This window comes from Stenotrophomonas sp. 3(2025), assembly GCF_052665395.1.
The window spans coordinates 32322-57738 of sequence record NZ_JBQOIF010000029.1 but is presented as its reverse complement, the minus strand read 5'-3'; the positions used below and the strand labels follow the sequence as shown (position 1 = coordinate 57738).

Genomic DNA, 25417 nt, shown 5'->3' with positions numbered 1-25417 from the left:
GCGGCCGGCACTACCCAAGGCAGGTCATGTGCCACGACCAACGGTCGTGGCCTACCGGTCCGGTGGGTATCGACCGTGTTGCCGACCAGCGGCCGGCACTACCCAAGGCAGGTCATGTGCCACGACCAACGGTCGTGGCCTACCGGTCCGGTCGGTATCGACCGTGTTGCCGGCCAGCGGCCGGCACTACCCAAGGCAGGTCATGTGCCACGACCAACGGTCGTGGCCTACCGGTCCGGTGGGTATCGACCGTTGGTCGATACGCCCTACAGCCACTTCACCCGCTTGAACAGCCGGTACAGGCCAATGCAGATGCCACCGACAGCGACAATCATCAGCGGGTAGGCCCACGGCTGGTTCAATTCCGGCATGTGGCTGAAATTCATGCCATACCAGCTGGTGATCAGCGTCGGTGCGGCCAGCAGCGCGGCCCATGCACCCAGCCGCTTCACCGTCTCACCCTGGGCCAGCGTCACCAGTGACAGGTTCACGCTCAGGGCCGTGCCCAGCATCTCGCGCAGCGTGTCGATGACATCGCTGATGCGTACCGCGTGGTCGTGCACGTCGCGGATATACAGCTTCACTTCGTCCGGGAACAGCTCGCCCTGGTAGCGGCGCAGCTGTGCCAGTACATCCTGCAGAGGCGCCACCGCCATCCGCATCTTGTTCAACTCGCGCTTGAGCTCATACAGGCGCACCACCGTGCTGCGCTTGTAGCTGTCGGCAAAGATGTCCTTCTCAAGCAGTTCCAGGGTGTCGCGGAAGCGGTTGGTGATGGGCAGGTAATTGTCGACCACGAAGTCGGCCACGGCGTACAGGCAGTACGAAGGACCCATTTTCAGCAGCTGTGGTTCGCGCTCCACGCGCGCACGCACCGGTGCGTACGAGAGCGAGGCGCCATGGCGCACGGTCACCAGGAACCGTGGGCCGAGGAAGGCGTGGGTCTCGCCGTACTGGATGCGCTCGTCAACCATCTGCGCGGTGGTCACCACCACGAACAACGAGTTGCCGTAGGCCTCCACCTTGGGGCGCTGGTGCGCGTTGCGCGCATCCTCGACGGCCAGGTCGTGCAGGCAGAATTCTTCCTGCAGCTTCAGCAGTACATCTTCGTTCGGATCGTACAGGCCGACCCAGACGAAACCATTGTTGCTGGCGATGACATCGCTGATGGCATCCAGGCTGATGTCGTGGCGTTTGCCGTCGTCATCGTAGTGGACGCAGTTGATGACGCAGGTGGGATTGGCTGCGGCGGAGGCGGCAGCAGGGGCGGGCAGTGGGGCGGGCAATGACATGCCCGCCATCGTGCGTCAGTGCTGCGTTTCCGACAAGTGAGGACGGCGCCCCAGCACCCAGGCCAGCGCCGCGTGGACCGGCAGCAGCAGCACGATCCACTGCACGTTGTACTGCGCCTGCAGGCTCAGCCAGTGCAGCACCAGGGCAGCCACGGCCTGCACCGCCACCAGCCACAGCACGATCCTGAACATGCGGCCGGGCACGCGCCGCCGCAGCAGGCTGATCGCCCCCGGCAACAGCAGCACGCACAGCGGCGACAGCAGCAGCAGGTTGCGGTTGGCCCAGGCAGCGTAGTGCGTGCTGAAGCCCCACAGGAACACCAGCAGGCCACCGGCGATCGTGCACAGCAGCCACAGCGGCAAGGCCAGGCCGGCCAGCAGGCGCGTACGCCTGCGCAGCGCCAGCACGCCGACCGCAATCACCAGGCCACACAGCAGCCACGGCCACCAGTGGCGCGCGAATTCCTTCGGTTCGGGATCGATGCGGTGCGGCAGCAGTTCCTGCTCGGACTGCACGAGCGGGCGGCCGTCGCTGTTGCGGGCCTGCCGCAGGGCATCGGCCAGGCGCATCGGCACGAAGGCTTCCTGCCAGCGCGACAGCGGCTGGTCGGCAAACGGACCCAGGCCGATATCGAAGCCCAGCCACATCCACGCGGCCGGGGACGCCAGGCGTACCGACTCGCTGCGATAGGTGTTGCCACGCGAACGGCCCGACAGCTGCGAGTGCAGGCCGCCGCCCAGAGCCTTGTCGAGCGTGTCGCGCACCATCGTGGCGCAGTTGGCGGTGTAGTAATCGTAGTGGTAGCGCGCGTTTTCCGGCTTGGCCCGTTCGGCCAGGTCGGCGGCCAGCGAGCGCGCCTGGTCAGGGGTGATATCCAGCCACTGCACGCTGGCACCGCGGCCGGTCTCGTCGTAGTACGACAGGTCCTGCTGCAGTGGCAGCGCCACCAGGTAGTACATCATGTCGCCACGTACGAAGCGGCCGATGAAATCCTGTTCGGACGGATCGAAGTAGCCGAAGTTGTACGAGATCGCCTCGCCGCTCACCGGGTCCAGCACGACGATGGCATCGTGGCCGAAGCGTTCGAAGAACACGGTGCCGGGCTGCATGGTGACCACGCCGACGCGCGGGGCCGGGGCATCACTGGCCGTCGAAACGGCCGGCGCCGCCGCCTGCGCGAACGCGGTCAGTGGCAGGGTCGTGGCCAGCACGCAAAGTGCCAGCCACACCGTCAGGATCAGGCCACGGTGCTTCAAGCGTCGTCCTGCGCGTCCGGTGCCAGCACCGTTACATGGAAGGCCTGGACCCGGCGCGCATCGGCGCGGGCTACGCGGAACATGAAGCGGTCCAGCGCCAGTTCGTCACCGACTTCCGGCAGATGGCCCACCGCTTCGGTCACCAGGCCACCGATGGTGTCGTAGTCCTCATCGGAGAAGGTTGCACCGAAGCGCTCGTTGAAATCGCCGATCGGCGTGAGCGCATCCACCACGTACTGGCCATCGGCCTGGATGGCGATCTGCGCCGAGAAATCCTCGGCCTCGTCGTGTTCGTCGTCGATCTCGCCGACGATCTGCTCCAGCACGTCCTCGATGGTGACCAGCCCGGCGACACCGCCGTACTCGTCCACCACGATCGCCATGTGGTTGCGCGACAGGCGGAATTCCTTCAGCAGCACGTTGAGCTTCTTCGCTTCGGGAATCAGCACCGCCGGGCGCAGCAGCTCACGCACGTTGCCGGGACCGTTGTCGGCAACCACGCCGCGCAGCAGGTCCTTGGCCAGCAACACGCCGAGGATGTCGTCCTTGTTCTCGCCATGCACCGGGAAGCGCGAATGGCCGGACTCGACCACCTGCTTCATCAGCTCCAGGAAGGGCGCCTCGACCGGCAGCGAGACCATCTGCGAACGCGAGATCATCACGTCGCCCACGGTCAGCTCGGCCACCGAAATGGCACCTTCCATCATCTTCAGGGTATCGGCGGCGATCAACCCTTCTTCCTGCGCGGTGTGCAGGACAGCGACCAGCTCGTCGCGGGTGTGGGGTTCGCCGGAAAAAGCAGACGTCAGGCGTTCAAGCCAGCCGCGCTTCTTTTCACTGTGCTCCACGGAGGAGCTACTACTGTCGTCTTCTGACATCTCTGGAAAAAAGGCACCCGGCAGGCCGGGCGATGGCCCAAGTCTAGCAGGATGTGGGGGCCTGTCAGTGACCGTCGGCCGCCGGGGCGGTGGCGGCCGGGCCCTCGTCATCGGCCGGCAGGTCCAGGCTGTAGGTGCAGCCGGCCAGGGTCCTGCCCGGGTGGCTGGCGACGGTGGATACGCTGAGGATGATCGACTCGATCTGCGCCTCCCCGGTCTTCGGGTCGGTCACATCGCGGCTGACCAGCTCGCGCCCGGCCATGAACTTGCCGTCCTGGTCATAGCCGATCTCCAGGGCCAGCTGCCTGGCCAACGGCCGCGGGTCCGCCTGGTCGAGCACGGCCATGATGCTGGCGCCGGCCACGGCCACACGCTCGGTCTGCTGGCCGAACACGGTGATCGGGCTGGCCAGCCGGTACTCGCTCATGAACTGGTTGCCCTGCGGCAGCGGCTGCAGGCCATGCGCCACGGCCTTCAGCGGATCGGCCAGCAGCGGTGCCAGTGCGGCGTGCTCGGCCACGCCCTGGCGGCATTCGATCAGGGCAGGCAGGTCCAGCGGCGCGGCGGAAGCGGTTGGGGCGACGACCAGCAACATGGGCAGGAGACGCAGCGGTGACATGGCGGGAGCACCCCGTCGGCAGGATGGAAGCAGTGCATGGTAACGACGATGCAGGCGGGCGGCGAGCAGGGAGCGTGGGTCAGGGTGGGTACCGTTGACTGGAGGCGGGCTGCCAGCGGACCCTGACCGGGAAGCCCAATTGCGCTTCCAGGTGATCACGAACGGTGGTCACCGTTGCCCGGGCCTCGTGGCCCTCTTCCACATCCAGCACCAGCTCGCCGGTTCTGACGTCCAACGCCAGAGCGTCCAGGTGCGGGATCTGACTGCGGATCCAGGGGTGTTGCGCCCGCATGCGGCGCTGCATCTCCGCCTCCGTCAGCGCAGCGCCGGTGCGGAAGTGCACATGCTGCGGGCCATCTGCGCCGCCATGTACCTCATCTGCTACCGGTTCATCACCGGTCAGTCGCACCACGACGTGCCAGCCCGGATCGTTGTCCACCCAGATACCCGCCAGCCGCGCCGCATGCCGGGCTTCCAGGCGCTCGATCAGCGCCCGTTGCTGGGCGGTGGCGACGGTGTCGCGGGTTTCCTGCTCGCTGCTGCCGAAGAACGCTCGTAGTTCGGCGACCTTTGCGCTGATGTCGGCCTCGCTGTCGCTGGCGGGGAAGGGCGAGGGTTGGTCAGGATCGGGCATCAGGCCTGCCCCGGTCTGCAGCAGCGCGGCAAGCAACAGTGCAGGCAGGGTCATGCTGCGCTCCTCCTCCGTGAGTGCGTGGGCCGGGACCGGGCCCGGCGTCAGCGCTCGCCCGCGTACGGGTCGTCGATGCCAAGCTCGGCCAGGATCTCGCGCTCCAGCTGTTCCATCGCCTCGGCTTCCTTGTCGTCCTCGTGGTCCCAGCCGAGCAGGTGCAGCACGCCGTGCACGGTCAGGTGCGCGTAGTGGGCGTTGAGCACCTTGCCCTGCTCCTCGGCTTCACGCGCCACCACCGGTGCGCAGATCACCAGGTCACCCAGCAGCGGGAACTTGACGCCCTTGGGCAGGCCCTCCGGCACGTCGGCCGGGAAGCTCAGCACGTTGGTGGCGTAGTCCTTGCCCCGGTAGTGCCGGTTCAACGACTGCCCTTCCTTGCTGTCGACCACGCGGATGGCCAGGTCGGCCTCGCGGATCCGGCCCTTCAGCGCCGCCGCCACCCACTTGCGGAAGCTGACGGCCGAGGGCAGCCCGGCACGGGGCAGGGCGTAGTTGACGGCTACATCGAGGCGGACGGGACCCTTGGTCATGGCAACACCGGCATTTCAGATCGAACAGGAGGTCACAGTATCGCGCGTGTCGCCGTTCACTGCGACTTCCAGTCGCCGGCTTCGTAGGCGATTTCGATCACCGACGCCTTGGCCGCACGCCCCTGGATATCGGCATCGCCGGTCGATGCGTGGCAGTTGTAGCCGTTCTGCAGCGTCACCTGTCTGGCCAACTGGATTGCCCCCTGCTCCGGCGCTGCATCGGGATCCACATACAGGGTGGCGTTGGCACAGCCGCCTACGTTGGCCACTTCCAGCGCCGGGATCAGGCCGCGCGTGGCGCGATCAGCGAGGACATCGAATGCCTCGCGCGGGAGGACGGACTGGTTGGCCGAGATGCGCAGCTTGAAGAAATGCAGCTGTTTGTAGAACAGATAGCCATTGGAATGCAGCGGCTGGTTGCTGGACACCTGCAGCAGGCCCAGGCGCAGCTTCTCGCCTCGAACCTGCTCGGCCTTGGCAATGGCCTGGATCACCGCCGCGTCGATGTCATTGGCACCTTTCGCAGGAACTGCCTCGGCCGACAGCGGGAAGGGCTCCTGTCCCAGCTCCTGCAGGTCCGCGTAGATGCCGGACGCAACCGCCTGCCTGAGGTCCGCCTGCAAGGCCTGCATGCCGCGGTCCACGGCAACCTGCGGGTCCAATCGGCCCGCCGGATACACGAAAACACTGATCGCCGCCTCTGGGTGCAGGCGGCTGCGGTAACTGAACCCGGCCCCCGCCAATCGGTCGTCCGGGTTGTAACTGCTGCGTACGAGCGTGAAATCCTCCACCTGGTAGGGAGCAATCACATAGCTGGATTCAACATACGCCCGCGCTTCGGCGGCAGGCGGGGAAGCGGCGAGTGCAGGGACCGGCCCGAGGGCCAGCAGGCACAACGACAGCAGCAGACCCGGGCGAACCATGACACGTCCTTATGTGCACAGGAGCCCGCAGTGTAGTGTCATTCCGCTCCAGGTTGGATCTGGTGCAGGTCGCGGCGGTCGTAGGCGCTGACGATGCGCGCCACCAGCGGGTGGCGGACCACGTCGCGGGCTTCGAAGAAGGTGAAGCTGACGCCCTCCACGTCGCGCAGCACGTCGATCGCATCGCGCAGGCCGGACTTCACATGCTTGGGTAGGTCGGTCTGGGTCAGGTCGCCGGTGACCACGGCGGTGGAACCGAAGCCCAGGCGGGTCAGGAACATCTTCATCTGTTCGATGGTGGTGTTCTGCGCTTCGTCCAGGATCACGAACGCATCGTTGAGCGTGCGGCCGCGCATGTAGGCCAGCGGCGCGATCTCGATGACGTTCTTTTCCAGAAGCTTGAGCACCTTTTCCACGCCCAGCATTTCATACAGGGCGTCGTACAGCGGGCGCAGGTACGGGTCGACCTTCTGGCTGAGGTCGCCGGGCAGGAAGCCCAGCTTCTCGCCGGCCTCGACCGCCGGACGCACCAGGATCAGGCGCTGCACGCGTGATTCGTTCAGTGCTTCCACCGCGCTGGCCACGGCCAGGAAGGTCTTGCCGGTACCGGCCGGGCCGATGCCGAAGTTGATGTCGTGGCTGGCGATCTGGTGCAGGTAGCGGCTCTGGTTGGAACCCCGCCCGCGCACGGTTCCGCGCTTGACCTTGATCGCCACGTCCTGCGCTTCGTAGGAGCGGTCGGCGATCTGTTCGATGTTGGCCGCGTTCAGCCGCAGGTGAATGGCGTGGTTGTCGAAGGTGGTTTCGGCGGCTTCTTCGTAAAGCGCCTCGATCAGGTTCTGCGCCTCGGCGCTGGCCTCGGCCGGGCCGCTGATGCGGAACACGAAGCCGCGGTTGGCGATTTCCACGCCAAGCTTCAGTTCGATCTGGCGAAGGTGGCCGTCGAACGGGCCGCACAGGTTGGCCAGCTGCGCGTTGTCTTCCGGCGACAGGGTGAAGTCTCGATGCTCGATGCTTTTCATTGCTTGGGGTGGGGCGGGGTCGCCGTCCACCGCGATGGCGTCAGGGACGACAAGGGTAACGCGCAAGCCGGCATGACGACAGTTCTCCACACCGGGTGTGGACCGGCGCCGAAGAAACCTGTGGATAGATCTTCGCAGGGCCTGTGCCACAAGGAAGATGATGCCGTGGTGAAAATTGTGCCAGTGGCTGCTGGGTTTTCCACATGCGGTGTGGACGGTGTTGCCACGAACCTGTGGATAGGTGGCAGCGAGCCTTGCGGCAGTGGCGTTGGCAGCGACTGATCAATTATTGGCCAGCGCTGATCTGGATCATTGCGGGTGCACAGGGAGCATGGCACCGTGGCGCCATCGCAGGAGGTGGCGCATGGCCGTGGTCACGTGGGTGCGCAGGATGGGGTTGCTGGGCAGCTGCCTGCTGGCGAGCTGCGGCGAAGCACCGCCAGCAGCACTGGGTACGCTTGAATGGGACCGGATCAGCGTGCCCGCACCGGCGGCTGAAGTGATCAGTACCGTTGACGTGCGCGAGGGGCAGGCGGTCAAGGCGGGCGCGCTGCTGATGCGCCTGGACCCTGTCCGTGGCGCAGCCCAGCTCGACGCCGCACAGGCCGAAACGGCCCGCGCGCAGGCACAACTCGAGGAGCTGCAGGTGGGCCCGCGTCCGGAGCAGATCGCCCAGGCCCAGGCACAGCTCACCGCGCTGCGCGCGCAGGCGGCGGAAGCCACCGCTTACTACCGCCGGGTGCAACCGCTGGCCCGTCAGCGGTTGGTGGCTGCCGCTGATCTGGACCGGGCCCGCGCGGCCGCCGACAACGCCGTGGCCAGCGTGCGTGCTGCCGAACAGGCATGGCTGCAGCTGCAGCGCGGCAACCGTCGTGAGGACATCGCCCAGGGCCAGGCCGCCTCCAGGGCGACGCTGGCACAGGAGGTCGTCCAGGCCGTCAACCTGCAGAAGCTGCAGCTGCACGCGCCGCGCGATGGCGTGGTCGATGCGTTGCCCTACAGGCAAGGCGACCAGGCACCGATCGGTGCACCGTTGGTGGTGATGCTGGTGGGCGAACGGCCGCATGCGCGCGTGTACCTGCCGCAGCCGTTGCGCCTGCAGGTGAAGGTCGGGCAGGCCGCGCTGGTGCAGCTGGACGGCGCCAACACCGTATTGAAAGGGCATGTGCGGTCGATCCGCAGCGAACCTTCCTTTACCCCCTATTACGCGTTGACTGGTGATGACGTCTCGCGCCTGAGCTACCTGGCCGAGATCGAGATCGACGACAGTGCCGACATGCAGGCGCTGCCCGCCGGGCTGCCGGTGCAGGTGCGTTTCTGAATCCGGTCGATGACATCGCTGTGCGTGCGCGGGGCCTGAGTCGCCGATTCGGCGACCTGCTGGCGGTGGACAACGTTGATCTGCAGGTGCCGCGTGGGCAGGTATACGGCTTCCTCGGCCCGAACGGCTCGGGCAAATCGACCACCATCCGCATGCTGTGCGGGCTGCTTGAGCCGAGCGCGGGCGAGATCGACGTGCTGGGGCTGGCGATCCCGGCGCAGGCCGAAGCGTTGCGCCGTCGCATCGGCTACATGACCCAGCGTTTCTCGTTGTACGAAGACCTGTCGGTGCGGGAGAACCTGGAATTCCTTGCCGCCATCCAGGATCTGCCACGCGCGCAGGCGCGGCAACGGATCGATGCGCTGCTGCAGCAATACCGCCTGCAGGACCGCCAGGTGCAGTTGGCCGGCACCCTCAGCGGGGGGCAGAAGCAGCGGCTGGCGCTGGCCGGTGCGGTAATCCATGCGCCGGAACTGCTGTTCCTGGATGAGCCGACCAGTGCGGTCGATCCCGAGTCGCGCCGCGATTTCTGGGAAGCGCTGTTCGAACTCGCCGATGCCGGCACCACGGTGCTGGTGTCCACCCACTACATGGACGAGGCCGAACGCTGCCACCGCTTGGCGATCCTCGATCGGGGTGCCCTGGTAGCCGATGGCACGCCGGCCGAACTGTGCGCGCAGCTGCAGGGCCGCACCCTGGCCGTCACCACCGCGCAACCCCGGCAGGCCAGTCGTGCGCTGGCGGCGTTGCCGGGCGTGCTCAGCGTGGCGCAGATCGGCACCGAGCTGCGTGTGCTGTGCAGCGAGGGTGCGGTCGATACCGCCGTGCTGGCGCAAGCCCTTGCCGCCGCCGATCCGCAGGCCAGGATCGAGCCGGTGGCGCCCAACCTGGAAGACGTCTTCGTTTCCGCTACCCGTGGCCGTGGCCGGGAGCCGGCGGCATGAGCCTGCGACGGCTGTGGGCGATCATGCTCAAGGAGCTGCGCCAGCTGCGCCGCGACCGGATCACCCTGGCGATGATCATCGGCATCCCGGTGATGCAGCTGCTGCTGTTCGGCTATGCGATCAACCTCAACCTGCGGCACCTGGATGCCGGCATCGCCGACCAGGCCAACAGTGCGGCGTCGCGCGCGCTGGTGCAGGACATGGTCGCCACCGGTGTGATCGCCCCGCGCGCACAGGCCTATACGCCCGACCAGCTGATGGAGGCGTTGCGACGGGGCAGGATCAGCGTGGGCATCGTGATTCCCGCCGATTTCGAACGACGCCGCTACGAAGGCCGCGAAGCGGTGCAGGTACTGGTCGATGGCAGCGACACGGTGGTGCAGAGTGCGGCGATCCAGTTGGCGCAGGTGCCGCTGGACACGCGCCCGACCAGCAACACGCGGCCGCTGCGCGAAGGCAGCATCGCCAGCGGGCCGGTAAGCGTCATCAGCTTCTACAACCCGCAACGACGGTCTGCGGTGAACATCGTGCCCGGCCTGATCGGAGTGATCCTGACCATGACCCTGGTGATGTTCACTGCAGTGGCGGTGGTACGCGAGCGCGAACGCGGCAACATGGAGCTGCTGATCGCCACGCCGGTATCGCGCAGCGAACTGATGGTCGGCAAGGTATTGCCATACGCAGCGATCGGTCTGCTGCAGACCACCCTGGTGCTGCTGCTGGGCACGTGGTTGTTCGAGGTCCCTGTCCGCGGCAGTCTGGTTGATGTCTATCTGGCCGCCGTGCTGCTGGTGCTGGCCAACCTGGCACTGGGCCTGTTGATTTCAACGCGGGCGCGTTCGCAGTTCCAGGCCATGCAGATGACCCTGTTCCTGTTCCTGCCCTCCATCCTGCTGTCGGGCTTCATGTTCCCGTTCGCCGGCATGCCCCGGCCGGTGCAATGGCTGGCTGAAGTATTGCCGCTGACCCATTTCCTGCGCCTGGTACGCGGCATCATGCTGCGCGGGGCTTCGCTGTGGGAGCTGTGGCCGGACGCGCTGGCGCTGCTGGTGTTCATCGTGGCGATGATGACCCTGGCCATCCTGCGCTTCCGCAAACGTCTGGATTGAAGCATGCCGACCAACGGTCGGCATCCACCCCGGTAGGTGCCGACCGCTGGCCGGCATCAATTGCGGTGGGTGCCGACCGTTGGTCGCACACCTTATTCCGTCACGACGCGCCCGCGCAGCGAGTTGGTCAACGCTTCGGTGATCACCACGTCCACGAACTGGCCGATCAGGCGCGGGTGCGCCGGGAAGTTCACCGAACGCATGTTCTCGGTCTTGCCGGTCAGTTCGTTCGGGTTCTTGCGCGAAGGGCCTTCCACCAGCACGGTCTGTACGCTGCCGACCATCTTTTCGGAGATCTGCGCGGCATGCGCGTTGATCCGTTCCTGCAGCCGCGACAGGCGCGCATGCTTTTCCGCGTCGCTGATCGTGTCTTCCAGGTCTGCAGCCGGCGTGCCCGGGCGACGCGAATAGATGAAGGAGAAGCTGTGGTCGAAGCCGATGTCCTCGATCAGCTTCATGGTCTTCTCGAAATCAGCATCCGTCTCGCCGGGAAAACCGACGATGAAGTCCGAACTGATCGAGATGTCGGGGCGCACCGCACGCAGCTTGCGGATCTTCGACTTGAATTCCAGTGCGGTGTAACCGCGCTTCATCGCTGACAGCACGCGGTCGCTGCCTGCCTGCACCGGCAGGTGCAGGAAGTTGGCCAACTGCGGTACATCGCGGAACGCGTCGACCAGCGAATCGCTGAACTCCAGCGGGTGCGATGTGGTGAAGCGGATGCGGCCGATGCCGTCGATCTCGGCGATGGTGCGGATCAGCAGGCCCAGGTCGGCGAGCTCGCCGTCACCATAGGGACCACGGTAGGCGTTGACGTTCTGGCCGAGCAGGTTGATCTCGCGCACGCCCTGTGCCGCAAGCTGTGCCACTTCCACCACCACGTCCTCGAACGGGCGGCTGACTTCGGTACCACGCGTGTAGGGCACCACGCAGAACGAACAGTACTTGGAGCAGCCTTCCATGATCGATACGAATGCCGACGCGCCATCAGCACGCGGTTCGGGCATGCGATCGAACTTCTCGATTTCCGGGAAGCTGATGTCCACCTGCGGGCGCTGCTGCTCGCGACGGGCGCGGATCAGCTCCGGCAGGCGATGCAGTGTCTGTGGGCCGAACACCAGGTCGACGAATGGCGCGCGCTTGATGATCGCCTCGCCTTCCTGCGACGCCACGCAACCGCCGACGCCGATGATGACCTCGCGGCCCTGGTTCTTCAGGCTCTTCCAGATGCCCAGCTGACTGAACACCTTCTCCTGCGCCTTTTCGCGGATCGAGCAGGTATTGACCAGGATGACGTCTGCGTCCTCCGGGCGATCGGTCAGTTCCAGGCCATCGCTGGCGGCGAGCACGTCGGCCATCTTGGCCGAGTCGTACTCGTTCATCTGGCAACCGTGGGTCTTGATGTACAGCTTGCCCTTCACCTGGTCAGGCTTGCGCGGACCAGAGGGCAGGGCAACGAGCGGGGTGCCGCCCTGGGTGGTGGGCGGAAAGACGTCTGGCGTCCCGTTCATGGCGCTTAATCCATTCGGGTGGCGGGAAAGGGGGCGATTCTACCCGCATCCCAGGGCATGCGCCCGGCGCAACGGCAGCGGCGCCACGCTGCGCGCTCGCGGGGCATGGCCCCGCGCTGCCTGCATCCCGTGCCGTTCGGCAGCGCCGGGCCGGGTGCCTTACGCCGCGACCAGCTCCGCATCGATCTGCCGCGAGCGGTCGAACGCGGTCAGAGCACTCATCCGTGCGATGTAGGCGGCCGTCGCCGGTGCCGGCTGCACCAGGCCGAACGCACTGGTCCAAGCCAATGCATTGCCCCACAGCACGTCGGCGGCACTCATCACCTCGCCCAGCAGGTACGGTCCCTGCGCCAGCTGCGCTTCGATCACCTGCAGCACCGTATCGGCATCGTTATAGGGCGACATCGCATGCGGCGGCGGATCGCGGCGCATCGCCTTGTCGATCATCGCCGGCTCGAAACAGGCGCCATAGAAGGCCATCCAGCGCAGGTAAGGGCCGCGCAGGGCGTCGCCGATCGGCGGTGCCAGCCCGGCTTCCGGGTACAGGTCGGCCAGGTACAGATAGATCGCCACCTGCTCGGTCACCAGGGCGCCGTTGTGGACGATTGCCGGCACCTTGCCCATCGGGTTGATAGCCAGATAGGCCGGGGCCAGGTTGGCACCGGCCTTCAGGTCCAGCACCTGCATGCGGTAGTCGGCGCCCAGCGCTTCGAGCAGGGCGACAGCGCCGCTCGAGCGTGAACGGGCGGCGTGGTAGAGGGTGATCTGGCGTGACGTCATGGCATTGCTCCCTGCAGGTGGTGGTGAAGTGGGGCCCATGCTGGGGCACAATTGCGGACGACTTCTGTCCGCGATCCGTCATGCGCCATACCGCCCATCGCCTGCTTCGCCTGATTTCCCTGCTGCAGGCCCGCCGTCACTGGTCCGGCGCCGAGCTGGCCGAGCGCATGGGCGTGGACCGGCGCAGCATCCGTCGCGATGTCGAGCGCCTGCGTGAGCTGGGGTATCCGGTACAGGCCTCGGCCGGTGTAGGTGGCGGCTACCGGCTGGGCGCCGGTGCGCCGGTGCTGCCGATGCTGCTGGATGAGGAGGAGGCCACCACACTGGCGATTGCCCTGCGCGCGGCGTCGGCCACGGTGTCCGGCATCGACGACACCGCACGCGGCCTGCTGTCCAAGCTCGACCCGCTGGTGCCGGCGCGTCGCCGCCAGCAGGCCGGCGAAGTACATGCCGCGACCGCAACCCTGTCCGACCTGCCGTCCACCGACGCGCGCCTGCTCGGGCGACTGGCCCAGCATTGCCGGCAGGCCGCGCGGCTGGCCTTCGAATACCGCAGCGCGCAGGACGCGGTGACGCAACGCGAAGTCGAGGCCCAGCACCTGGTCAACTACGGACGGCGCTGGTATCTGCTGGCCTGGGACCTGGGGCGGCAGGACTGGCGCACGCTGCGCGTGGACCGGATGGGCGCAGTGCGTTCGCTGCCAGAGCCCGGCCTGCATCGGCGCACTCCGGCGCCACCGGATGTGATGGTGCGGCAGGCGGTCAGCCAGGCGCCGTTCGCGCTGCAGGCCGTCCTGCGCCTGGCCGGCAGCGAAGCGGAGCTGACCGGGTGCATTCCGCCCTGGTGCGGTGTGCTGGAGGCCGACGGGCCAGAACATTGCCTGTTGCGGATGGGCGCGGAGAGCCGCGGCATGATTCTGGCGCAGATCCTCAGCCTGGATCGCCTGCCGGTGGCGGTGTGGACCACGCCGGCCGAGCTGCGCGAGGAGCTGGCCCAGCGCCTGGCCGGGCTTGGCCAGGTCCTGGCCGTGCCCGCCGTCACGGTCTGAGCCGGCGCCCTTGGCAAGCCGCAGCGAAGCTGGGACACTCGCGGCCATGAAGGGGAGACTGGGGATAACGGCGATCATCATCGCTGCGCTGACCGCTGCGCCGGCCAGCGCCGGTACCCTGTACAAGTGCCTCGGCGCCGACGGTGTCACCAGCTATGTCAGCAAGCGGGTGGCCGGTGCCCAATGCAGCACCATCAGCTACACCCGCAGCGCGGGCAGGGCAGCACGCGCTCCCGTTGCCACGCCGGCGCCGGCGCCGCTACCAGCACCTGCGGCACCTGCTGCAGTGGTGGCCAGCGCTGAGCGTAATCCGGTCGCGGTCGCCGCCGCTGCGGCCAGTCCCGCTGTCGCAGCGACCCCGGCACCCGCAACGACCTCTACGCCGGCCAGTCCACGCGGCGGCAGGATGGTCAGCGGACAGGTCTATTCGTACATGCAGGACGGGGTGCGCCACTACACCAGCGCACGCCCGACCCAGGTCGCCAACCTCGGCCCGGTGCGGACCATCCGCTACAGTTTCATGGAGCGCTGCTACGCCTGTGGGGTCAATCCGCGCGTCGATTTCGGCAGCGTGCGCCTGAACACCACGGCCTTCCAGAGCGAGATCACCTCGGCCGCACGCGAATTCGGGGTGGAAGAGGCCGTGGTACGCGCGATCATCCATGCCGAGTCGGCCTACAACCCGACCGCACTCAGCCGTGCCGGCGCCCAAGGCCTGATGCAGCTGATGCCGCCCACCGCCGCGCGCTTCGGCGTCAGCGATTCCTACGACGCGGGGCAGAACATCCGTGGCGGGGTGCAGTATCTGGCCTGGCTGTTGAAGCGTTTCAATGGAGACCTGACCCTGGCCGCTGCCGGCTACAACGCGGGCGAGGGCGCGGTCGATCGCCATCGCGGCGTGCCGCCCTACAGCGAGACCCAGTATTACGTGCGCCGGGTCGGCCAGTTGGCCGAGCGCTATCGCACGGCCCTGACCAAGCAGTAGGTGCCGATCGTTTGTCGGCACACCTTCGACAGGTAGGTGCCGACTGTCAGTCGGCACGGATCTGAAAGAGTTGTTGCAATGCGTTGTGTGGCGCGCGACGGTTCCGCTACACTCGACCGAGATTCAATGCGGCTCTGGCCCCCACCGGAACCGCTGGCAGCCTTAAAGCTACCTAATCAATATCGGAGTGCCGGATGGCCAACGATGGGGTACACGATCCAGTCAACACCGGACGTCGGCGTTTTCTTACTGCCACCACAGCCGTGGTGGGCGCTGTCGGCGTCGGATTCACCGCAGTTCCTTTCATCAAATCCTGGAACCCCAGTGCCCGCGCCAAGCTTGCCGGCGCACCGGTGGTGGCCGACATCAGCGCCCTGCAGGAAGGCCAACGCCTGATCGTGGAATGGCGTGGCCAGCCGATCTGGATCGTCAAACGATCCAAGGCGATCCTTGACGCGCTGCATGGGCTGGATGGCCGCTTGAAGGACCCCGAGTCCGGCGAGAAGGACCAGCAGCCGGAGTACGTGCTCAAGCAGAACCCGGAGCTGCGCTCGATCAAGCCCGAGATCTCGGTGCTGGTGGGTCTCTGCACGCACTTGGGCTGTTCGCCGGAAATGGTCGGTGAAATCCGCCCCGAGCCCTACGATCCGCAGTGGAAGGGCGGCTATTTCTGCCCCTGCCACAAGTCGCGCTTCGACATGTCCGGCCGCGTCTTCAAGGACGTGCCCGCACCCATCAACCTGAAGGTGCCCGCGCACCACTACCAGGACGACAACACCATCATCATCGGTGTCGATCCGCAGGGGGCTGCCTGATGTCCAACATCCTCAGCCGTACCGCCACCGGCGTGGCCGACTGGGTCAATGCCCGCGCGCCTGGGTTGATGCCGATCTACCGCAAGCACGTCAGCGAGTACTACGCGCCGAAGAACTTCAACATCTGGTACTACTTCGGCTCGCTGGCGCTGCTGGTGCTGGTCAACCAGATCGTCACCGGCATCTTCCTGACCATGCACTACAAGACGAATGCCGCTGAAGCATTCGCCTCCATCGAATACATCATGCGTGACGTGGAGTGGGGCTGGCTGATCCGCTACATGCACTCCACCGGTGCCTCGCTGTTCTTCATCGTGGTCTACCTGCACATGTTCCGCGGGCTGCTGTATGGCAGCTACCAGAAGCCACGTGAACTGGTGTGGATCCTGGGCATGCTGATCTACCTGGTGTTGATGGCCGAAGCCTTCATGGGCTACGTGCTGCCGTGGGGCCAGATGTCGTTCTGGGGCGCCAAGGTGATCATCTCGCTGTTCGGCGCCATTCCGGTGATCGGCAACGGCCTGACCGAATGGATCATGGGCGATTACCTGCCCAGCGACGCCACGCTCAACCGGTTCTTCGCACTGCACGTGATCGCGCTGCCGCTGGTCCTGCTGCTGCTGGTGGTGCTGCACCTGGGCGCGCTGCATGAAGTGGGATCGAACAATCCCGATGGCGTGGAGATCAAGAAGGGCCCGAAGGGCAACCGCTGGTCACCGAACGCGCCGACCGATGGCATCCCGTTCCATCCCTACTACACACTCAAGGACGGCGTCGGTGCGGGCTTCCTGCTGATCATCGCGGCCTTCATCATCTTCTTCGCACCGGCCTTCGGTGGCCTGTTCCTGGAACACGACAACTTCACCGAAGCCAATCGCCTGGTCACCCCCGAGCACATCAAGCCGGTCTGGTACTACACGCCGTACTACGCGATGTTGCGGGTGGTGCCGAACAAACTGGGTGGCGTGATCGTGATGTTCTCGGCCATCGCCATCCTGTTCCTGGTGCCCTGGCTGGACCGGGCCAAGGTCAAGTCCTACCGCTACCGCGGCGCGCTCTCGCGGGTGCTGCTGGGGGTGTTTGCAGTGTGTTTCGTCTGGCTCGGCGTGATCGGCTCCGGTCCGGGCACCGATGCACACGAGACCTATGTCGGGCGGGTGCTGACCTTCCTGTACTTCGCCTTCTTCATCACCATGCCGGTATGGACAAGGCTGGACAAGACCAAGCCGGTACCGGAAAGGGTGACCACGCATGACTGAGCGCTGGATGGTCCGGCTGGCCCTGGCGGCCGCCCTGATGCTGGGCAGTACCCTGGCCATGGCCGCCGAGGGCGGCACCAAGCTCCTGCAGGCCGGTAACGACCTGGGTGACCGGGCGTCGCTGCAGCGCGGCGCCCAGTTGTACATGAACTACTGCAGTGGCTGTCATGCACTGAAGTACCTGCGCTATTCGCGGATGGGCGAGGACCTGGGGCTGAGCGAGGAAGAGGTGATGAACAACCTCAACTTCACCGGCTCGGCGATCGGCGATCCGGTGCCGGTGGCGATGCCCAAGGAGCAGGCCGAAAAGTGGTTCGGCAAGATGCCGCCGGACCTGAGCCTGATTTCCCGGGTGCGCGGCAGCGACTGGATCTACACCTACCTGAAGTCGTTCTACCTGGACAGCAGCCGCCCGCTGGGCTGGAACAATGCGCTGTTCGCCAACGCATCCATGCCCAATCCGTTGTGGGAGATGCAGGGCCTGCAGCATGCGGTACATGGCAAGGCCGAAGCAGCGGGCATGGACCCGCCGGTGACGGGCCTGCGCATCGAAAGCCCGGGTTCGGTCGATGCGGCGCAGTACGACCAGGCCGTGCGCGACATCACCAACTTCCTTGAATACGCCGGCGAGCCGGCCGCGCTGAAGCGGCAGCAGCTCGGTGTCTGGGTGATCCTGTTCCTGGCCCTGCTGACCTTCCTGGTGTACCTGTTGAAGAAGGAATACTGGAAGGACGTGCACTGATCCAGGGCCGGCCATCGCAACGGGCCTATTGGCTTTTGTGATGGTCGGTTGCACACTCGGGGAGGAGTCGACCGTCAGCACGGTGCTGGCGGCGCCGATACGGCAGGCGGTCTCCTGTCGTAGGAGAGCCTTTGATGGCGGCGAGCGTACGCATGCGCAATACACTGACGCTGTTTTCCTCGAACGACGATGTACTGTGCCACCGTGTGCGCCTGGTGCTGGCGGCCAAGGGCGTGAGTTTCGACTTCGTACCGGTGGATCCACAGAACCCGCCGGAAGATCTGATCGATCTCAATCCGTACCACTCGGTGCCGACCCTGGTCGAGCGCGAGCTGGTGCTGTATGCCGCGTCGGTGGTCAGCGAGTATCTGGACGAGCGCTATCCGCATCCGCCGCTGATGCCGGTCGACCCGCTGTCGCGCGCGCGCATCCGCCTGGCCATGCTGCGTATCGAGCACGACTGGGTGCCGCAGGTGCAGGCCATCCAGCTGGGCAACAAGACCCAGGCCGAGGCAGGGCGCAAGCGGCTGAAGGAACTTTTGACGGCCTCGCTGCCGTTGTTCAAGGCCAGCAAGTTCTTCCTCAACCCGGAAATGAGCCTGGCCGACTGCGCGATGGCCCCGATCATCTGGCGCCTGCAGTCGCTGGATGTACCGCTGCCGAAGGACGGCAAGGCGATCGAGGACTACGGCAACCGGATCTTCCGCCACCCCGGTTTCGTCCGCAGCCTGACCGATCAGGAAAAGAAACTGCGCGATCTCCCGGGCTGATCCGCCATCCGCTTTCCCGTCTGCACGCCGACCGGCGTGCAGGCGATCCGCCCCGGCCGGGGCGTCGGGCGCTACACTTCACGCATGACCGAAGACTTCTTCCACATGACCAGCCACCGACCGTACCTGTTGCGGGCCCTGGTGGAATGGATCAATGACAACCAGCTGACGCCGCACATCCTGGTCGACGCCGGCGTTCCCGGCGTACAGGTTCCGCCTTCAGCCATCAAGGATGGCCGGGTGGTGCTCAACATCGCCGAACGCGCGGTGGTACGGCTGGTGATCGACAACGAGTCGGTGAGCTTCTCGGCGCGCTTCTCCGGCACCAGCTATCCGGTGCAGGTGCCGATCAGCGCCGTACTGGCGGTATATGCCCGCGAAACCGGGCAGGGCATGGCACTGCCGGATGACATTCCCGGTGGCGAGCCGGCGCCGGCCAGTGATGAGCTGCTGCACGACGATGAGCAGACGCCGCCGGACGACACGCCGCCCGCTGGTCCGCCGCCGAAAGGCCGTCCGACGCTGCGCGTGGTCAAGTAATGGTGGGGCCGACCGTTGGTCGGCACACCTTCAGCCCCTACACATCCTCGGCCTCTTCGTTGTCCGCACGGATCTGGCTGATCCGTGCCGCGCCCGGGCCGGTAAAGGAAACCAACTGGTCGCCGCGCAGCACCATGCGGCCGACATGGCGATCGATGCCGTCGTACGAATACTCGAACTTGAAGGTGCGTTCGAAGCCGAGGCGTCCGTCTTCCCCGCGCGACAGGCGCAGGCCCGTGGCGTGCACCGCCTGGTCCAGCCACTGCACATCGGCGGCACGGCAGGCGTTGCGGCCCAGCTCGATCGCACGTTCGGCGGCCGAACGCGCTGCGTTCCAGAAGAAGTAGACGATACCGCCGGCAATCAGCAGCAACAGCAGGGTGGGCATAGCGTCAGCCGTCAGGTGTCGATCCGCCAAAGATGGCGACGAATGGCGACCGGATCAAGCGGCATGTGCTCAGCGAACGCTGCCAGGCTCCACCGACTGCTGCGGCGGCACCGGTGACGGTGCAGCGGGAATCACTGTTGGAAGCGGTGCAAGCTGCGGCGCAGTGGCATTCAACTGAAGCAACGCGGCCCAATCCTGCCGGTTGAAGCTGCATTCGTCCTCGCGGCCCGGCGTGCAGGTCGGGTCGATGCCGGTGGTGTCGCGCTCGCGCGGCGGCGGCAGCTTGATCGTGCCGGTGCGATCCAGTTGCAGCAGGCGCATCGCCACGGTGTTCATGACATTGCCACCCACCAGGTAAAGCGTCTGGTCGCCACCGAGGTTGGCCGCCACCACCACTTCGCAATGCGATTTCCAATGGCCGACCGAGCCGTTGCCCAGGGCCTGCACCAATCCGCTGTAACTGAGCGTGCTGCTGCGGTCGCGCAGGAAGCACAGCAGATCGCCCGGCGCAGGCTTGGCGGTGGCCGGGTCCACCAGGCGGTAGGGCACGCCGGAAGGGCCTGCCTGGTAGGCGGCGCGGATATAGTCGATATGGCGTGGGGAAGTATTGAAGCCAGGTACGCCGGCACGCACCATCACCCAGGAAATGAAGGCCGCCGACCACGGATTGTCGATCAGGAAGGCGCGGCAGTCGCTGTCGGTGTAACGCGTGCCCAGCGGCGCCAGGCAGCTGCTGGCGCCGGGCTGGCTGCCCAGTGCGTTGAGCGTGCCGCTTTCGCGCCAGTAGCTGGTGACCCGTTGCCAGGCGATCAGGCCGTTGTCGGCCAGATGATCGCCTTCGGCCTCGGTGACACTGAGGCTGGCGGCGCGGCCGTCACGGTCGATGAAGGGGCGATACCAGAGCCGATGCTCGTTGCAGGCGGTGTTGCGGATGGCGACCGCCAATGGGCTCAGGCCGAAACGCGGTGGGACATCGCAGGCTTCGACAGCGGCGGCCGAGAAAGGCGTCGCCGCCAGCAGCAGGCAGGCAGGCAAGAGCATCCGGCGCATGCGCGGCTCCTGTGGGGGATGGCCGCAGCGTCGCAGCGCCGTTGTGAACGCCGGGTGTGAGAGCGGTGGTGCCGGCCGCTGGCCGGCAACATCACGATCCGCCAATCCACCCTCAACCCGGTGGCGGACCCAGTTTCAACGACAGGTCGATTGCCTGCACGTGCTTGGTCAAGCCGCCGATGGAAATGCAGTCCACGCCATCTTCGGCGATCGAGCGCAGGCCACCGAGGCCGACGCTGCCGGACACCTCCAGTGGAATGCGGCCTTCGGTGATGCGCACCGCTTCGCGCCGCAGTTCCGGGCTGAAGTCGTCCAGCAGGATGCGTTCACAGCCAGCTTCCAGCGCTTGCCGCAGCTGTTCCAGGTCCTCGACCTCGACCACCAGCGGCAGCTGTGGCCATTGCTGGCGGGCGGCCGAGACAGCGGCAGCCAGTGAACCGGCCGCGCGGATGTGGTTCTCCTTCAGCATCACCGTGTCGTACAGGCCGAAGCGGTGGTTGTCGCCACCACCGCACCGCACCGCGTATTTCTGGGCCAGGCGCAGGCCGGGCAGGGTCTTGCGGGTATCAAGGATGCGTGTGCCCGTGCCTGCCACCGCAGCCACATAGCGGGCCGTGGTGGTGGCGGTGCCGGACAGGGTCTGCAGGAAATTCAGCGAGGTGCGTTCGGCGCTGACCAGGCTGCGGCTGCGCCCATGCAGCAGGGCCAGCACGGTGCCGGCGCTGACGCTGTCGCCTTCGGCCACCCGCCACTCGATCTGCACGTCCGCATCGAGTGCGCGATGGGTGGCGTCGAACCACGGGCGGCCCGCGATCACCGCATCCTGTTTGCACAGCAGGTAGGCGCTGTCGGGCTGGTCGGGCAGCAGGGCGGCGGTGACGTCACCGCTGCCCAGGTCCTCGGCCAACGCGCGGGCGACATCGGCCGCGACGACGGCTGGATCCGGCGTCGGCAGCGCGCTCATGCGGCCGGGAAGTCGGCGATCTGTGCGGTCGGGATGGCTTCTTCGGCCAGCAGCACCGGGATGCCGTCGTCGACGCGGAACACCTGCTTGCGGTCGCGGGTGACCAGGGCTTCGCGCAGCGGCTGCGCCAGCGGGTTGCCATCGGCGCGGTTGACGGAACCGGCGGCGATCGCCCGGTTGAGGGCTTCCAGGCCCTTGCCATCCAGCAGGGACAGGGGCTGGCGGGTGTCGGGCGACACCAGCAGGTCGAGCAGCTTGCGATCCATGGTTCTTCGTCTTGCGTGGAAGATGGCTAGAATACGTCTTTAAGGCAGGTGACGGCCAATGACCCCCAACCCGATCGCGCCGCTTGTCGGCATCGTCATGGGTTCCCGCTCCGACTGGGAAACCATGCAGCACGCCGCCCAGAAGCTTGAAGCTCTGGGCGTTCCGTTCGAAGTGAAGGTGGTGTCCGCCCATCGGACGCCGGATGTGTTGTTCAGTTATGCCGAGCAGGCGGCTTCGCGCGGGCTGCGCGCGATCATTGCCGGCGCCGGCGGTGCCGCGCATCTGCCGGGGATGATCGCGGCCAAGACCGCAGTGCCGGTGCTGGGCGTGCCGGTGCAGTCCAAGGCCCTCAACGGCATGGATTCGCTGCTGTCGATCGTGCAGATGCCGGCCGGCATCCCGGTCGCCACCTTCGCCATCGGCAATGCCGGCGCGTCCAATGCCGCACTGTTCGCCGCCGCGATGCTGGCCAGCGACCAGCCGGCCATCGGCCAGGCGCTGGACAGCTTCCGCGCGCGCCAGACCGAAGACGTGATGGCCCACGACGATCCGCGCCAATGAGCCTGACCGTCGGCATCCTCGGCGGCGGTCAGCTCGCCCGCATGATGGTCCTGGCCGGTGCGCCGCTGGGACTGCGCTTCGAACTGTATGATCCGGCGGCCGACGCCTGCAGCGGCCCGCTGGCGCCGCTCACCGTCGGCGCCTTCGATGATCGCCAGGCACTGGCGGATTTCGCTGCCAGGGTCGACGTGATCACCTTTGATTTCGAGAACGTGCCGGCTGACAGCGCGCAATGGCTGGCCGACCGCGTGCCGGTCTATCCGCCGCCGTCGGCGCTGGCCGTGGCCCAGGACCGGTTGAGCGAGAAGACCCTGTTCCAGCAGCTGGGCATCCCGCTGCCGGCCTTCGCCAATATCCGCAGCCGCGACGAGCTGGCTGCCAAGGCCGCCGAATTCGGCCTGCCGTGCATCCTCAAGACCCGCCGCCTGGGCTACGACGGCAAGGGTCAGTTCCGCCTGCGCAGCGAAGCGGACATCGATGCGGCATGGCAGGCCCTGGGCGCGCAGGTCGAGCGCACCGGGCTGATCCTCGAGGGCTTTGTCGCCTTCCAGCGCGAAGTCAGCGTGGTTGCCGTGCGCGGCCGCGATGGCAGCTTCCAGGCTTGGCCGGTCACCGGCAACTGGCATGTCGACGGCGTGCTGTCGGCCAGCGTGGCTCCGGCGGTGCTGTCCGCTGCCGAGCACGAAGCAGCGATCAGCTATGCCCGTCGTGTTGCCGAACACCTGCAGTACGTGGGTGTGTTCGCGCTGGAACTGTTCTGCCGCGACGGTGAACTGCTGGCCAACGAGATGGCGCCGCGCGTGCACAACTCCGGTCACTGGACCATCGAAGGCAGCGAAACCTCCCAGTTCGAGAACCACCTGCGTGCGGTGCTCGGCCTGCCGCTGGGCAGTACCCGCATGCTCGGCCATGCCTGCATGCTGAACTGGCTGGGGGCGATGCCTGACCCGACGCCGGTGCTGCAGCAGGCCAGTGGCCATTGGCACGATTACGGCAAGGAATCGCGTGACGGCCGCAAGGTGGGTCACGCCACCCTGCGCGATGATGATGCCGATGCACTGGCCGATGCGCTGGAGCAGGTAGGCCTGGAGCTCGACCGCCAGGCCCAGGTGGCCCCCGCGGTGCACGCGCTGCGTAACGGTTGACCAAGGTGATGCCGACCGTCGGCCGGCAGGCGCCGCTGAACCCGGTAGTGCCGGCCGCTGGCCGGCGACGCCCACCAGGATGAGCATCCACCACGGCCAGGCGTGATGCCGGTAGCGCCGGGCCATGCCCGGCGGATGCGGATGCCCGTCGGCCTCAGCGCAGCTGGCTCTCGGCGAACTCCCAGTTCACCAGTTGCCAGAATGCCAGCAGATAACGCGCACGATCATTCTGGTAGTCGGTGTAATACGCGTGCTCCCACACATCGCAACACAGCAATGGCGTGCTGTCGCCGGTCAGCGGCGTACCCGCATTGCGGGTGGCCTGCAGGCCGAGCTGCCCGCCGGGGTGCTGCACCAGCCACACCCAGCCGGAGCCGAACAGGCCAAGCGCGGTTCGATTGAACTCCTCGCGCAGGCGCTGGCCGTCGCCGAACTGGCGCTTGACCAGCTCGCCCAGGCGGCCCTGCGGCTCGCCACCGCCGCGCGGGCGCAGGCACTGCCAGTAGAAACCGTGGTTCCAGGCCTGTGCGGCGGCGTCGAACAGCGCGCCCTGGGCGTGGCGGACGATGTCCTCCAGCGTGGCTTCTTCCCATTCGGTGCCGACAATGGCGGCATTGACCGCCTCGATGTAGGCGCGATGGTGGCGACCATGATGCAGTTCCACGGTCTGCGCCGACAGGTGCGGCTGCAGGGACGATGGCAGGTAGGGCAGGGCGGGCAGTTCGAGGGGCATGGACAGGTTCGTGGCCAGGGGGCGGCGGCAGCCGGTACCATCGGCTTACAATGGCGGCTACCGTGGGCAGTCTAGCCGACCATCGCGGTTGGTTCGTCCGGCGAAGCAAGGAGTGAGGTGTGGCGGTAATGCAGCAAATCCAGGCCGAGGTGGATCGTTACCCGCTCGTGCTGTTCATGAAGGGCACCCCGCAATACCCCATGTGCGGCTATTCCAGCCGCGCCGTGCAGGCGCTGATGGCCGCAGGCGCCGTCGCATTGCGCACGGTCAATGTGCTGGAAGAGCCGGAGATCCGCGCCAACCTGCCGCGCTTCTCCAATCTGCCCACCTTCCCGCAGTTGTTCATCAACGGTGAGTTGATCGGCGGCTGCGACATCGTCATGGAACTGTTCGAAGCCGGCGAGCTCAAGCGCATCGTCGAAGAGGCCGCACAGGGATGAGCGCCTGGCCATCGACGTCACCGGCAGACGGGGCGCTCGATGGCCGCCCGTTGCAGGACCGTGTGGTGCTCATTGCCGGTGCGGGCGGCGGGCTCGGCAGCGCTGCCGCTGTTGCAGCCGCTGAGGCGGGGGCGACCGTGGTCCTGCTGGGGCGCAAGCCACGAAGGCTGGACCGGGTCTACGCCCAGGTACAGGCGGTTGGGCCAGGGCCCCTGCTGTACCCGTTGGACCTGGAAGGTGCCGGTCCCGACGATTATGCCGAACTGGCCCAGGCGGTGGCGCAGGAGCTGGGGCGCCTTGATGGCCTGCTGGTCTGTGCAGCGCATTTTCCCGGCCTGACCCCGTTCGAGCTGGCCGACCCGGCCAGCTTCGCCCGCGCCGTGCACGTCACCCTGACCGCTCCGGCCTGGCTGGCCCAGGCTTGCCTGCCGTTGCTGCGCCAGCGTGAAGATGCGGCACTGGTGTTCACCGTCGATGCCCCTGAGCGGGTGGGGCAGGCGTACTGGGGCGGCTACGGTGCCGCCCAGCACGGCCTGCGCGGGCTGATCGGCAGCCTGCATGACGAGCTGGCCCGCAGCCCGGTGCGGGTCAGTGGCCTGTATCCCGGCCCCTTGCGTACCGCCCTGCGTGCGCGGGCCTATTCGATCGACCAGGACCCGGCCGCATGTGGTCCGGAGGCTGCTGCTGCAGCGGCCGTAACCCTCTTGTCCGCCGCTGGGCTGGCATGGCGTGGGCAGGTGCTCGATGCGGGCAATCCGACATCGGCGGGTGAAGGCGTTCGTAAAGCGGAATGAAGGTTCCGTCACGATAGCGTTGCGATCCGGTGCCGTTT

29 protein-coding genes are annotated in these 25417 nt (G+C 66.7%); 14 read left to right on the top strand and 15 right to left on the bottom strand.

The window, feature by feature from the left end; all coding sequences use genetic code 11:
- Nucleotides 1–266: 266 nt before the first annotated feature.
- From ACUXVE_RS18095 to ACUXVE_RS18060, 8 genes are all read right to left on the bottom strand, one after another.
- Complete coding sequence (locus ACUXVE_RS18095; protein ID WP_222390048.1) at nucleotides 267–1301, bottom strand: magnesium and cobalt transport protein CorA; 1035 nt, start codon at nucleotides 1299–1301, stop codon at nucleotides 267–269.
- A gap of 6 nt (nucleotides 1302–1307) precedes the next feature.
- Nucleotides 1308–2549 (bottom strand): lipoprotein N-acyltransferase Lnb domain-containing protein, encoded by a 1242-nt coding sequence (locus ACUXVE_RS18090; RefSeq protein ID WP_093817810.1) that lies wholly within the window; start codon nucleotides 2547–2549, stop codon nucleotides 1308–1310.
- Nucleotides 2546–3427 carry an HlyC/CorC family transporter gene (locus ACUXVE_RS18085; RefSeq protein WP_033830752.1) on the bottom strand — a complete coding sequence of 294 codons (882 nt, stop codon included), beginning with the start codon at nucleotides 3425–3427 and terminating at the stop codon, nucleotides 2546–2548. Before ACUXVE_RS18085 ends, ACUXVE_RS18090 begins: the two co-directional genes overlap by 4 nt.
- A gap of 64 nt (nucleotides 3428–3491) precedes the next feature.
- Entirely contained in the window at nucleotides 3492–4046 is a 555-nt protein-coding gene (locus ACUXVE_RS18080) for a hypothetical protein (RefSeq protein WP_222390047.1), read from the bottom strand.
- Between the two features lie 79 nt (nucleotides 4047–4125).
- Nucleotides 4126–4734, bottom strand: a complete 609-nt coding sequence (locus tag ACUXVE_RS18075) for a hypothetical protein (RefSeq protein WP_445514907.1) — start codon at nucleotides 4732–4734, stop codon at nucleotides 4126–4128.
- A gap of 47 nt (nucleotides 4735–4781) precedes the next feature.
- On the bottom strand, nucleotides 4782–5267 hold the full coding sequence (gene ybeY, locus ACUXVE_RS18070; RefSeq protein ID WP_093817812.1) for an rRNA maturation RNase YbeY: 486 nt from the start codon (nucleotides 5265–5267) through the stop codon (nucleotides 4782–4784).
- Between the two features lie 56 nt (nucleotides 5268–5323).
- Nucleotides 5324–6190, bottom strand: a complete 867-nt coding sequence (locus ACUXVE_RS18065) for a hypothetical protein (RefSeq protein ID WP_261311934.1) — start codon at nucleotides 6188–6190, stop codon at nucleotides 5324–5326.
- Between the two features lie 38 nt (nucleotides 6191–6228).
- Entirely contained in the window at nucleotides 6229–7212 is a 984-nt protein-coding gene (locus tag ACUXVE_RS18060; RefSeq protein ID WP_445514906.1) for a PhoH family protein, read from the bottom strand.
- 364 nt (nucleotides 7213–7576) lie between these two features.
- Here ACUXVE_RS18060 and ACUXVE_RS18055 point away from each other — a divergent pair, with 364 nt between their 5' ends.
- The 3 genes from ACUXVE_RS18055 to ACUXVE_RS18045 are packed head-to-tail and all read left to right on the top strand — an operon-like array spanning nucleotide 7577 to nucleotide 10586.
- Entirely contained in the window at nucleotides 7577–8533 is a 957-nt protein-coding gene (locus tag ACUXVE_RS18055; protein ID WP_445514905.1) for an HlyD family secretion protein, read from the top strand.
- Between the two features lie 20 nt (nucleotides 8534–8553).
- On the top strand, nucleotides 8554–9477 hold the full coding sequence (locus ACUXVE_RS18050) for an ABC transporter ATP-binding protein (RefSeq protein ID WP_445514904.1): 924 nt from the start codon (nucleotides 8554–8556) through the stop codon (nucleotides 9475–9477).
- Nucleotides 9474–10586: an ABC transporter permease gene (locus ACUXVE_RS18045; protein ID WP_445514903.1), complete on the top strand. Its 1113-nt coding sequence runs from the start codon at nucleotides 9474–9476 to the stop codon at nucleotides 10584–10586. The genes ACUXVE_RS18050 and ACUXVE_RS18045 overlap by 4 nt, the downstream gene beginning before the upstream one ends.
- A gap of 92 nt (nucleotides 10587–10678) precedes the next feature.
- Here the strand turns inward: ACUXVE_RS18045 and miaB are convergent, their stop codons facing one another.
- Nucleotides 10679–12097, bottom strand: coding sequence for a tRNA (N6-isopentenyl adenosine(37)-C2)-methylthiotransferase MiaB (gene miaB, locus ACUXVE_RS18040; protein ID WP_222390044.1), 1419 nt, complete (start codon nucleotides 12095–12097; stop codon nucleotides 10679–10681).
- A gap of 159 nt (nucleotides 12098–12256) precedes the next feature.
- The gene (locus ACUXVE_RS18035) at nucleotides 12257–12877 is read right to left on the bottom strand and encodes a glutathione S-transferase family protein (protein WP_093817818.1); all 621 of its coding nucleotides are present in this window, start codon (nucleotides 12875–12877) and stop codon (nucleotides 12257–12259) included.
- A gap of 80 nt (nucleotides 12878–12957) precedes the next feature.
- Between ACUXVE_RS18035 and ACUXVE_RS18030 the strand changes: the two genes are divergently transcribed.
- From ACUXVE_RS18030 to ACUXVE_RS18000, 7 genes are all read left to right on the top strand, one after another.
- Nucleotides 12958–13926: a helix-turn-helix transcriptional regulator gene (locus ACUXVE_RS18030; RefSeq protein WP_445514902.1), complete on the top strand. Its 969-nt coding sequence runs from the start codon at nucleotides 12958–12960 to the stop codon at nucleotides 13924–13926.
- Between the two features lie 46 nt (nucleotides 13927–13972).
- Nucleotides 13973–14911 (top strand): lytic transglycosylase domain-containing protein, encoded by a 939-nt coding sequence (locus ACUXVE_RS18025; RefSeq protein ID WP_093817820.1) that lies wholly within the window; start codon nucleotides 13973–13975, stop codon nucleotides 14909–14911.
- A 194-nt stretch (nucleotides 14912–15105) separates the two neighbouring features.
- Nucleotides 15106–15726, top strand: a complete 621-nt coding sequence (gene petA, locus ACUXVE_RS18020) for a ubiquinol-cytochrome c reductase iron-sulfur subunit (protein WP_025875286.1) — start codon at nucleotides 15106–15108, stop codon at nucleotides 15724–15726.
- Nucleotides 15726–16985 carry a cytochrome b gene (locus tag ACUXVE_RS18015; RefSeq protein ID WP_093817821.1) on the top strand — a complete coding sequence of 420 codons (1260 nt, stop codon included), beginning with the start codon at nucleotides 15726–15728 and terminating at the stop codon, nucleotides 16983–16985. Before petA ends, ACUXVE_RS18015 begins: the two co-directional genes overlap by 1 nt.
- Nucleotides 16978–17727, top strand: coding sequence for a cytochrome c1 (locus ACUXVE_RS18010; RefSeq protein ID WP_025875282.1), 750 nt, complete (start codon nucleotides 16978–16980; stop codon nucleotides 17725–17727). The genes ACUXVE_RS18015 and ACUXVE_RS18010 overlap by 8 nt, the downstream gene beginning before the upstream one ends.
- 134 nt (nucleotides 17728–17861) lie before the next feature.
- Nucleotides 17862–18497: a glutathione S-transferase N-terminal domain-containing protein gene (locus ACUXVE_RS18005; protein WP_025875280.1), complete on the top strand. Its 636-nt coding sequence runs from the start codon at nucleotides 17862–17864 to the stop codon at nucleotides 18495–18497.
- Between the two features lie 84 nt (nucleotides 18498–18581).
- A complete protein-coding gene (locus ACUXVE_RS18000; protein ID WP_025875278.1) occupies nucleotides 18582–19037 on the top strand; it encodes a ClpXP protease specificity-enhancing factor in 456 nt (151 codons plus the stop codon).
- A 37-nt stretch (nucleotides 19038–19074) separates the two neighbouring features.
- On the opposite strand, the gene ACUXVE_RS17995 is transcribed toward ACUXVE_RS18000, so the two are convergent.
- The 4 genes from ACUXVE_RS17995 to ACUXVE_RS17980 form a co-directional block, all read right to left on the bottom strand.
- The gene (locus ACUXVE_RS17995; protein WP_093817823.1) at nucleotides 19075–19425 is read right to left on the bottom strand and encodes a DUF3301 domain-containing protein; all 351 of its coding nucleotides are present in this window, start codon (nucleotides 19423–19425) and stop codon (nucleotides 19075–19077) included.
- Nucleotides 19426–19494: 69 nt separating this feature from the next.
- Complete coding sequence (locus ACUXVE_RS17990) at nucleotides 19495–20475, bottom strand: DUF2272 domain-containing protein (RefSeq protein WP_222390040.1); 981 nt, start codon at nucleotides 20473–20475, stop codon at nucleotides 19495–19497.
- A 112-nt stretch (nucleotides 20476–20587) separates the two neighbouring features.
- Nucleotides 20588–21439: a carboxylating nicotinate-nucleotide diphosphorylase gene (nadC, locus tag ACUXVE_RS17985; RefSeq protein WP_093817825.1), complete on the bottom strand. Its 852-nt coding sequence runs from the start codon at nucleotides 21437–21439 to the stop codon at nucleotides 20588–20590.
- The gene (locus tag ACUXVE_RS17980) at nucleotides 21436–21705 is read right to left on the bottom strand and encodes a Trm112 family protein (RefSeq protein WP_025875269.1); all 270 of its coding nucleotides are present in this window, start codon (nucleotides 21703–21705) and stop codon (nucleotides 21436–21438) included. Before ACUXVE_RS17980 ends, nadC begins: the two co-directional genes overlap by 4 nt.
- Before the next feature lie 58 nt (nucleotides 21706–21763).
- Between ACUXVE_RS17980 and purE the strand changes: the two genes are divergently transcribed.
- Both purE and ACUXVE_RS17970 read left to right on the top strand, forming a co-directional pair.
- Complete coding sequence (purE, locus tag ACUXVE_RS17975) at nucleotides 21764–22267, top strand: 5-(carboxyamino)imidazole ribonucleotide mutase (RefSeq protein ID WP_049466980.1); 504 nt, start codon at nucleotides 21764–21766, stop codon at nucleotides 22265–22267.
- Nucleotides 22264–23412, top strand: a complete 1149-nt coding sequence (locus ACUXVE_RS17970; RefSeq protein ID WP_445514901.1) for a 5-(carboxyamino)imidazole ribonucleotide synthase — start codon at nucleotides 22264–22266, stop codon at nucleotides 23410–23412. The genes purE and ACUXVE_RS17970 overlap by 4 nt, the downstream gene beginning before the upstream one ends.
- 154 nt (nucleotides 23413–23566) lie before the next feature.
- On the opposite strand, the gene ACUXVE_RS17965 is transcribed toward ACUXVE_RS17970, so the two are convergent.
- The gene (locus tag ACUXVE_RS17965; protein WP_093817827.1) at nucleotides 23567–24145 is read right to left on the bottom strand and encodes a superoxide dismutase; all 579 of its coding nucleotides are present in this window, start codon (nucleotides 24143–24145) and stop codon (nucleotides 23567–23569) included.
- A gap of 119 nt (nucleotides 24146–24264) precedes the next feature.
- Between ACUXVE_RS17965 and grxD the strand changes: the two genes are divergently transcribed.
- Entirely contained in the window at nucleotides 24265–24585 is a 321-nt protein-coding gene (gene grxD / locus ACUXVE_RS17960; protein ID WP_025875264.1) for a Grx4 family monothiol glutaredoxin, read from the top strand.
- Nucleotides 24582–25379: an SDR family NAD(P)-dependent oxidoreductase gene (locus tag ACUXVE_RS17955; protein WP_445514900.1), complete on the top strand. Its 798-nt coding sequence runs from the start codon at nucleotides 24582–24584 to the stop codon at nucleotides 25377–25379. The genes grxD and ACUXVE_RS17955 overlap by 4 nt, the downstream gene beginning before the upstream one ends.
- Nucleotides 25380–25417 lie beyond the last annotated feature (38 nt).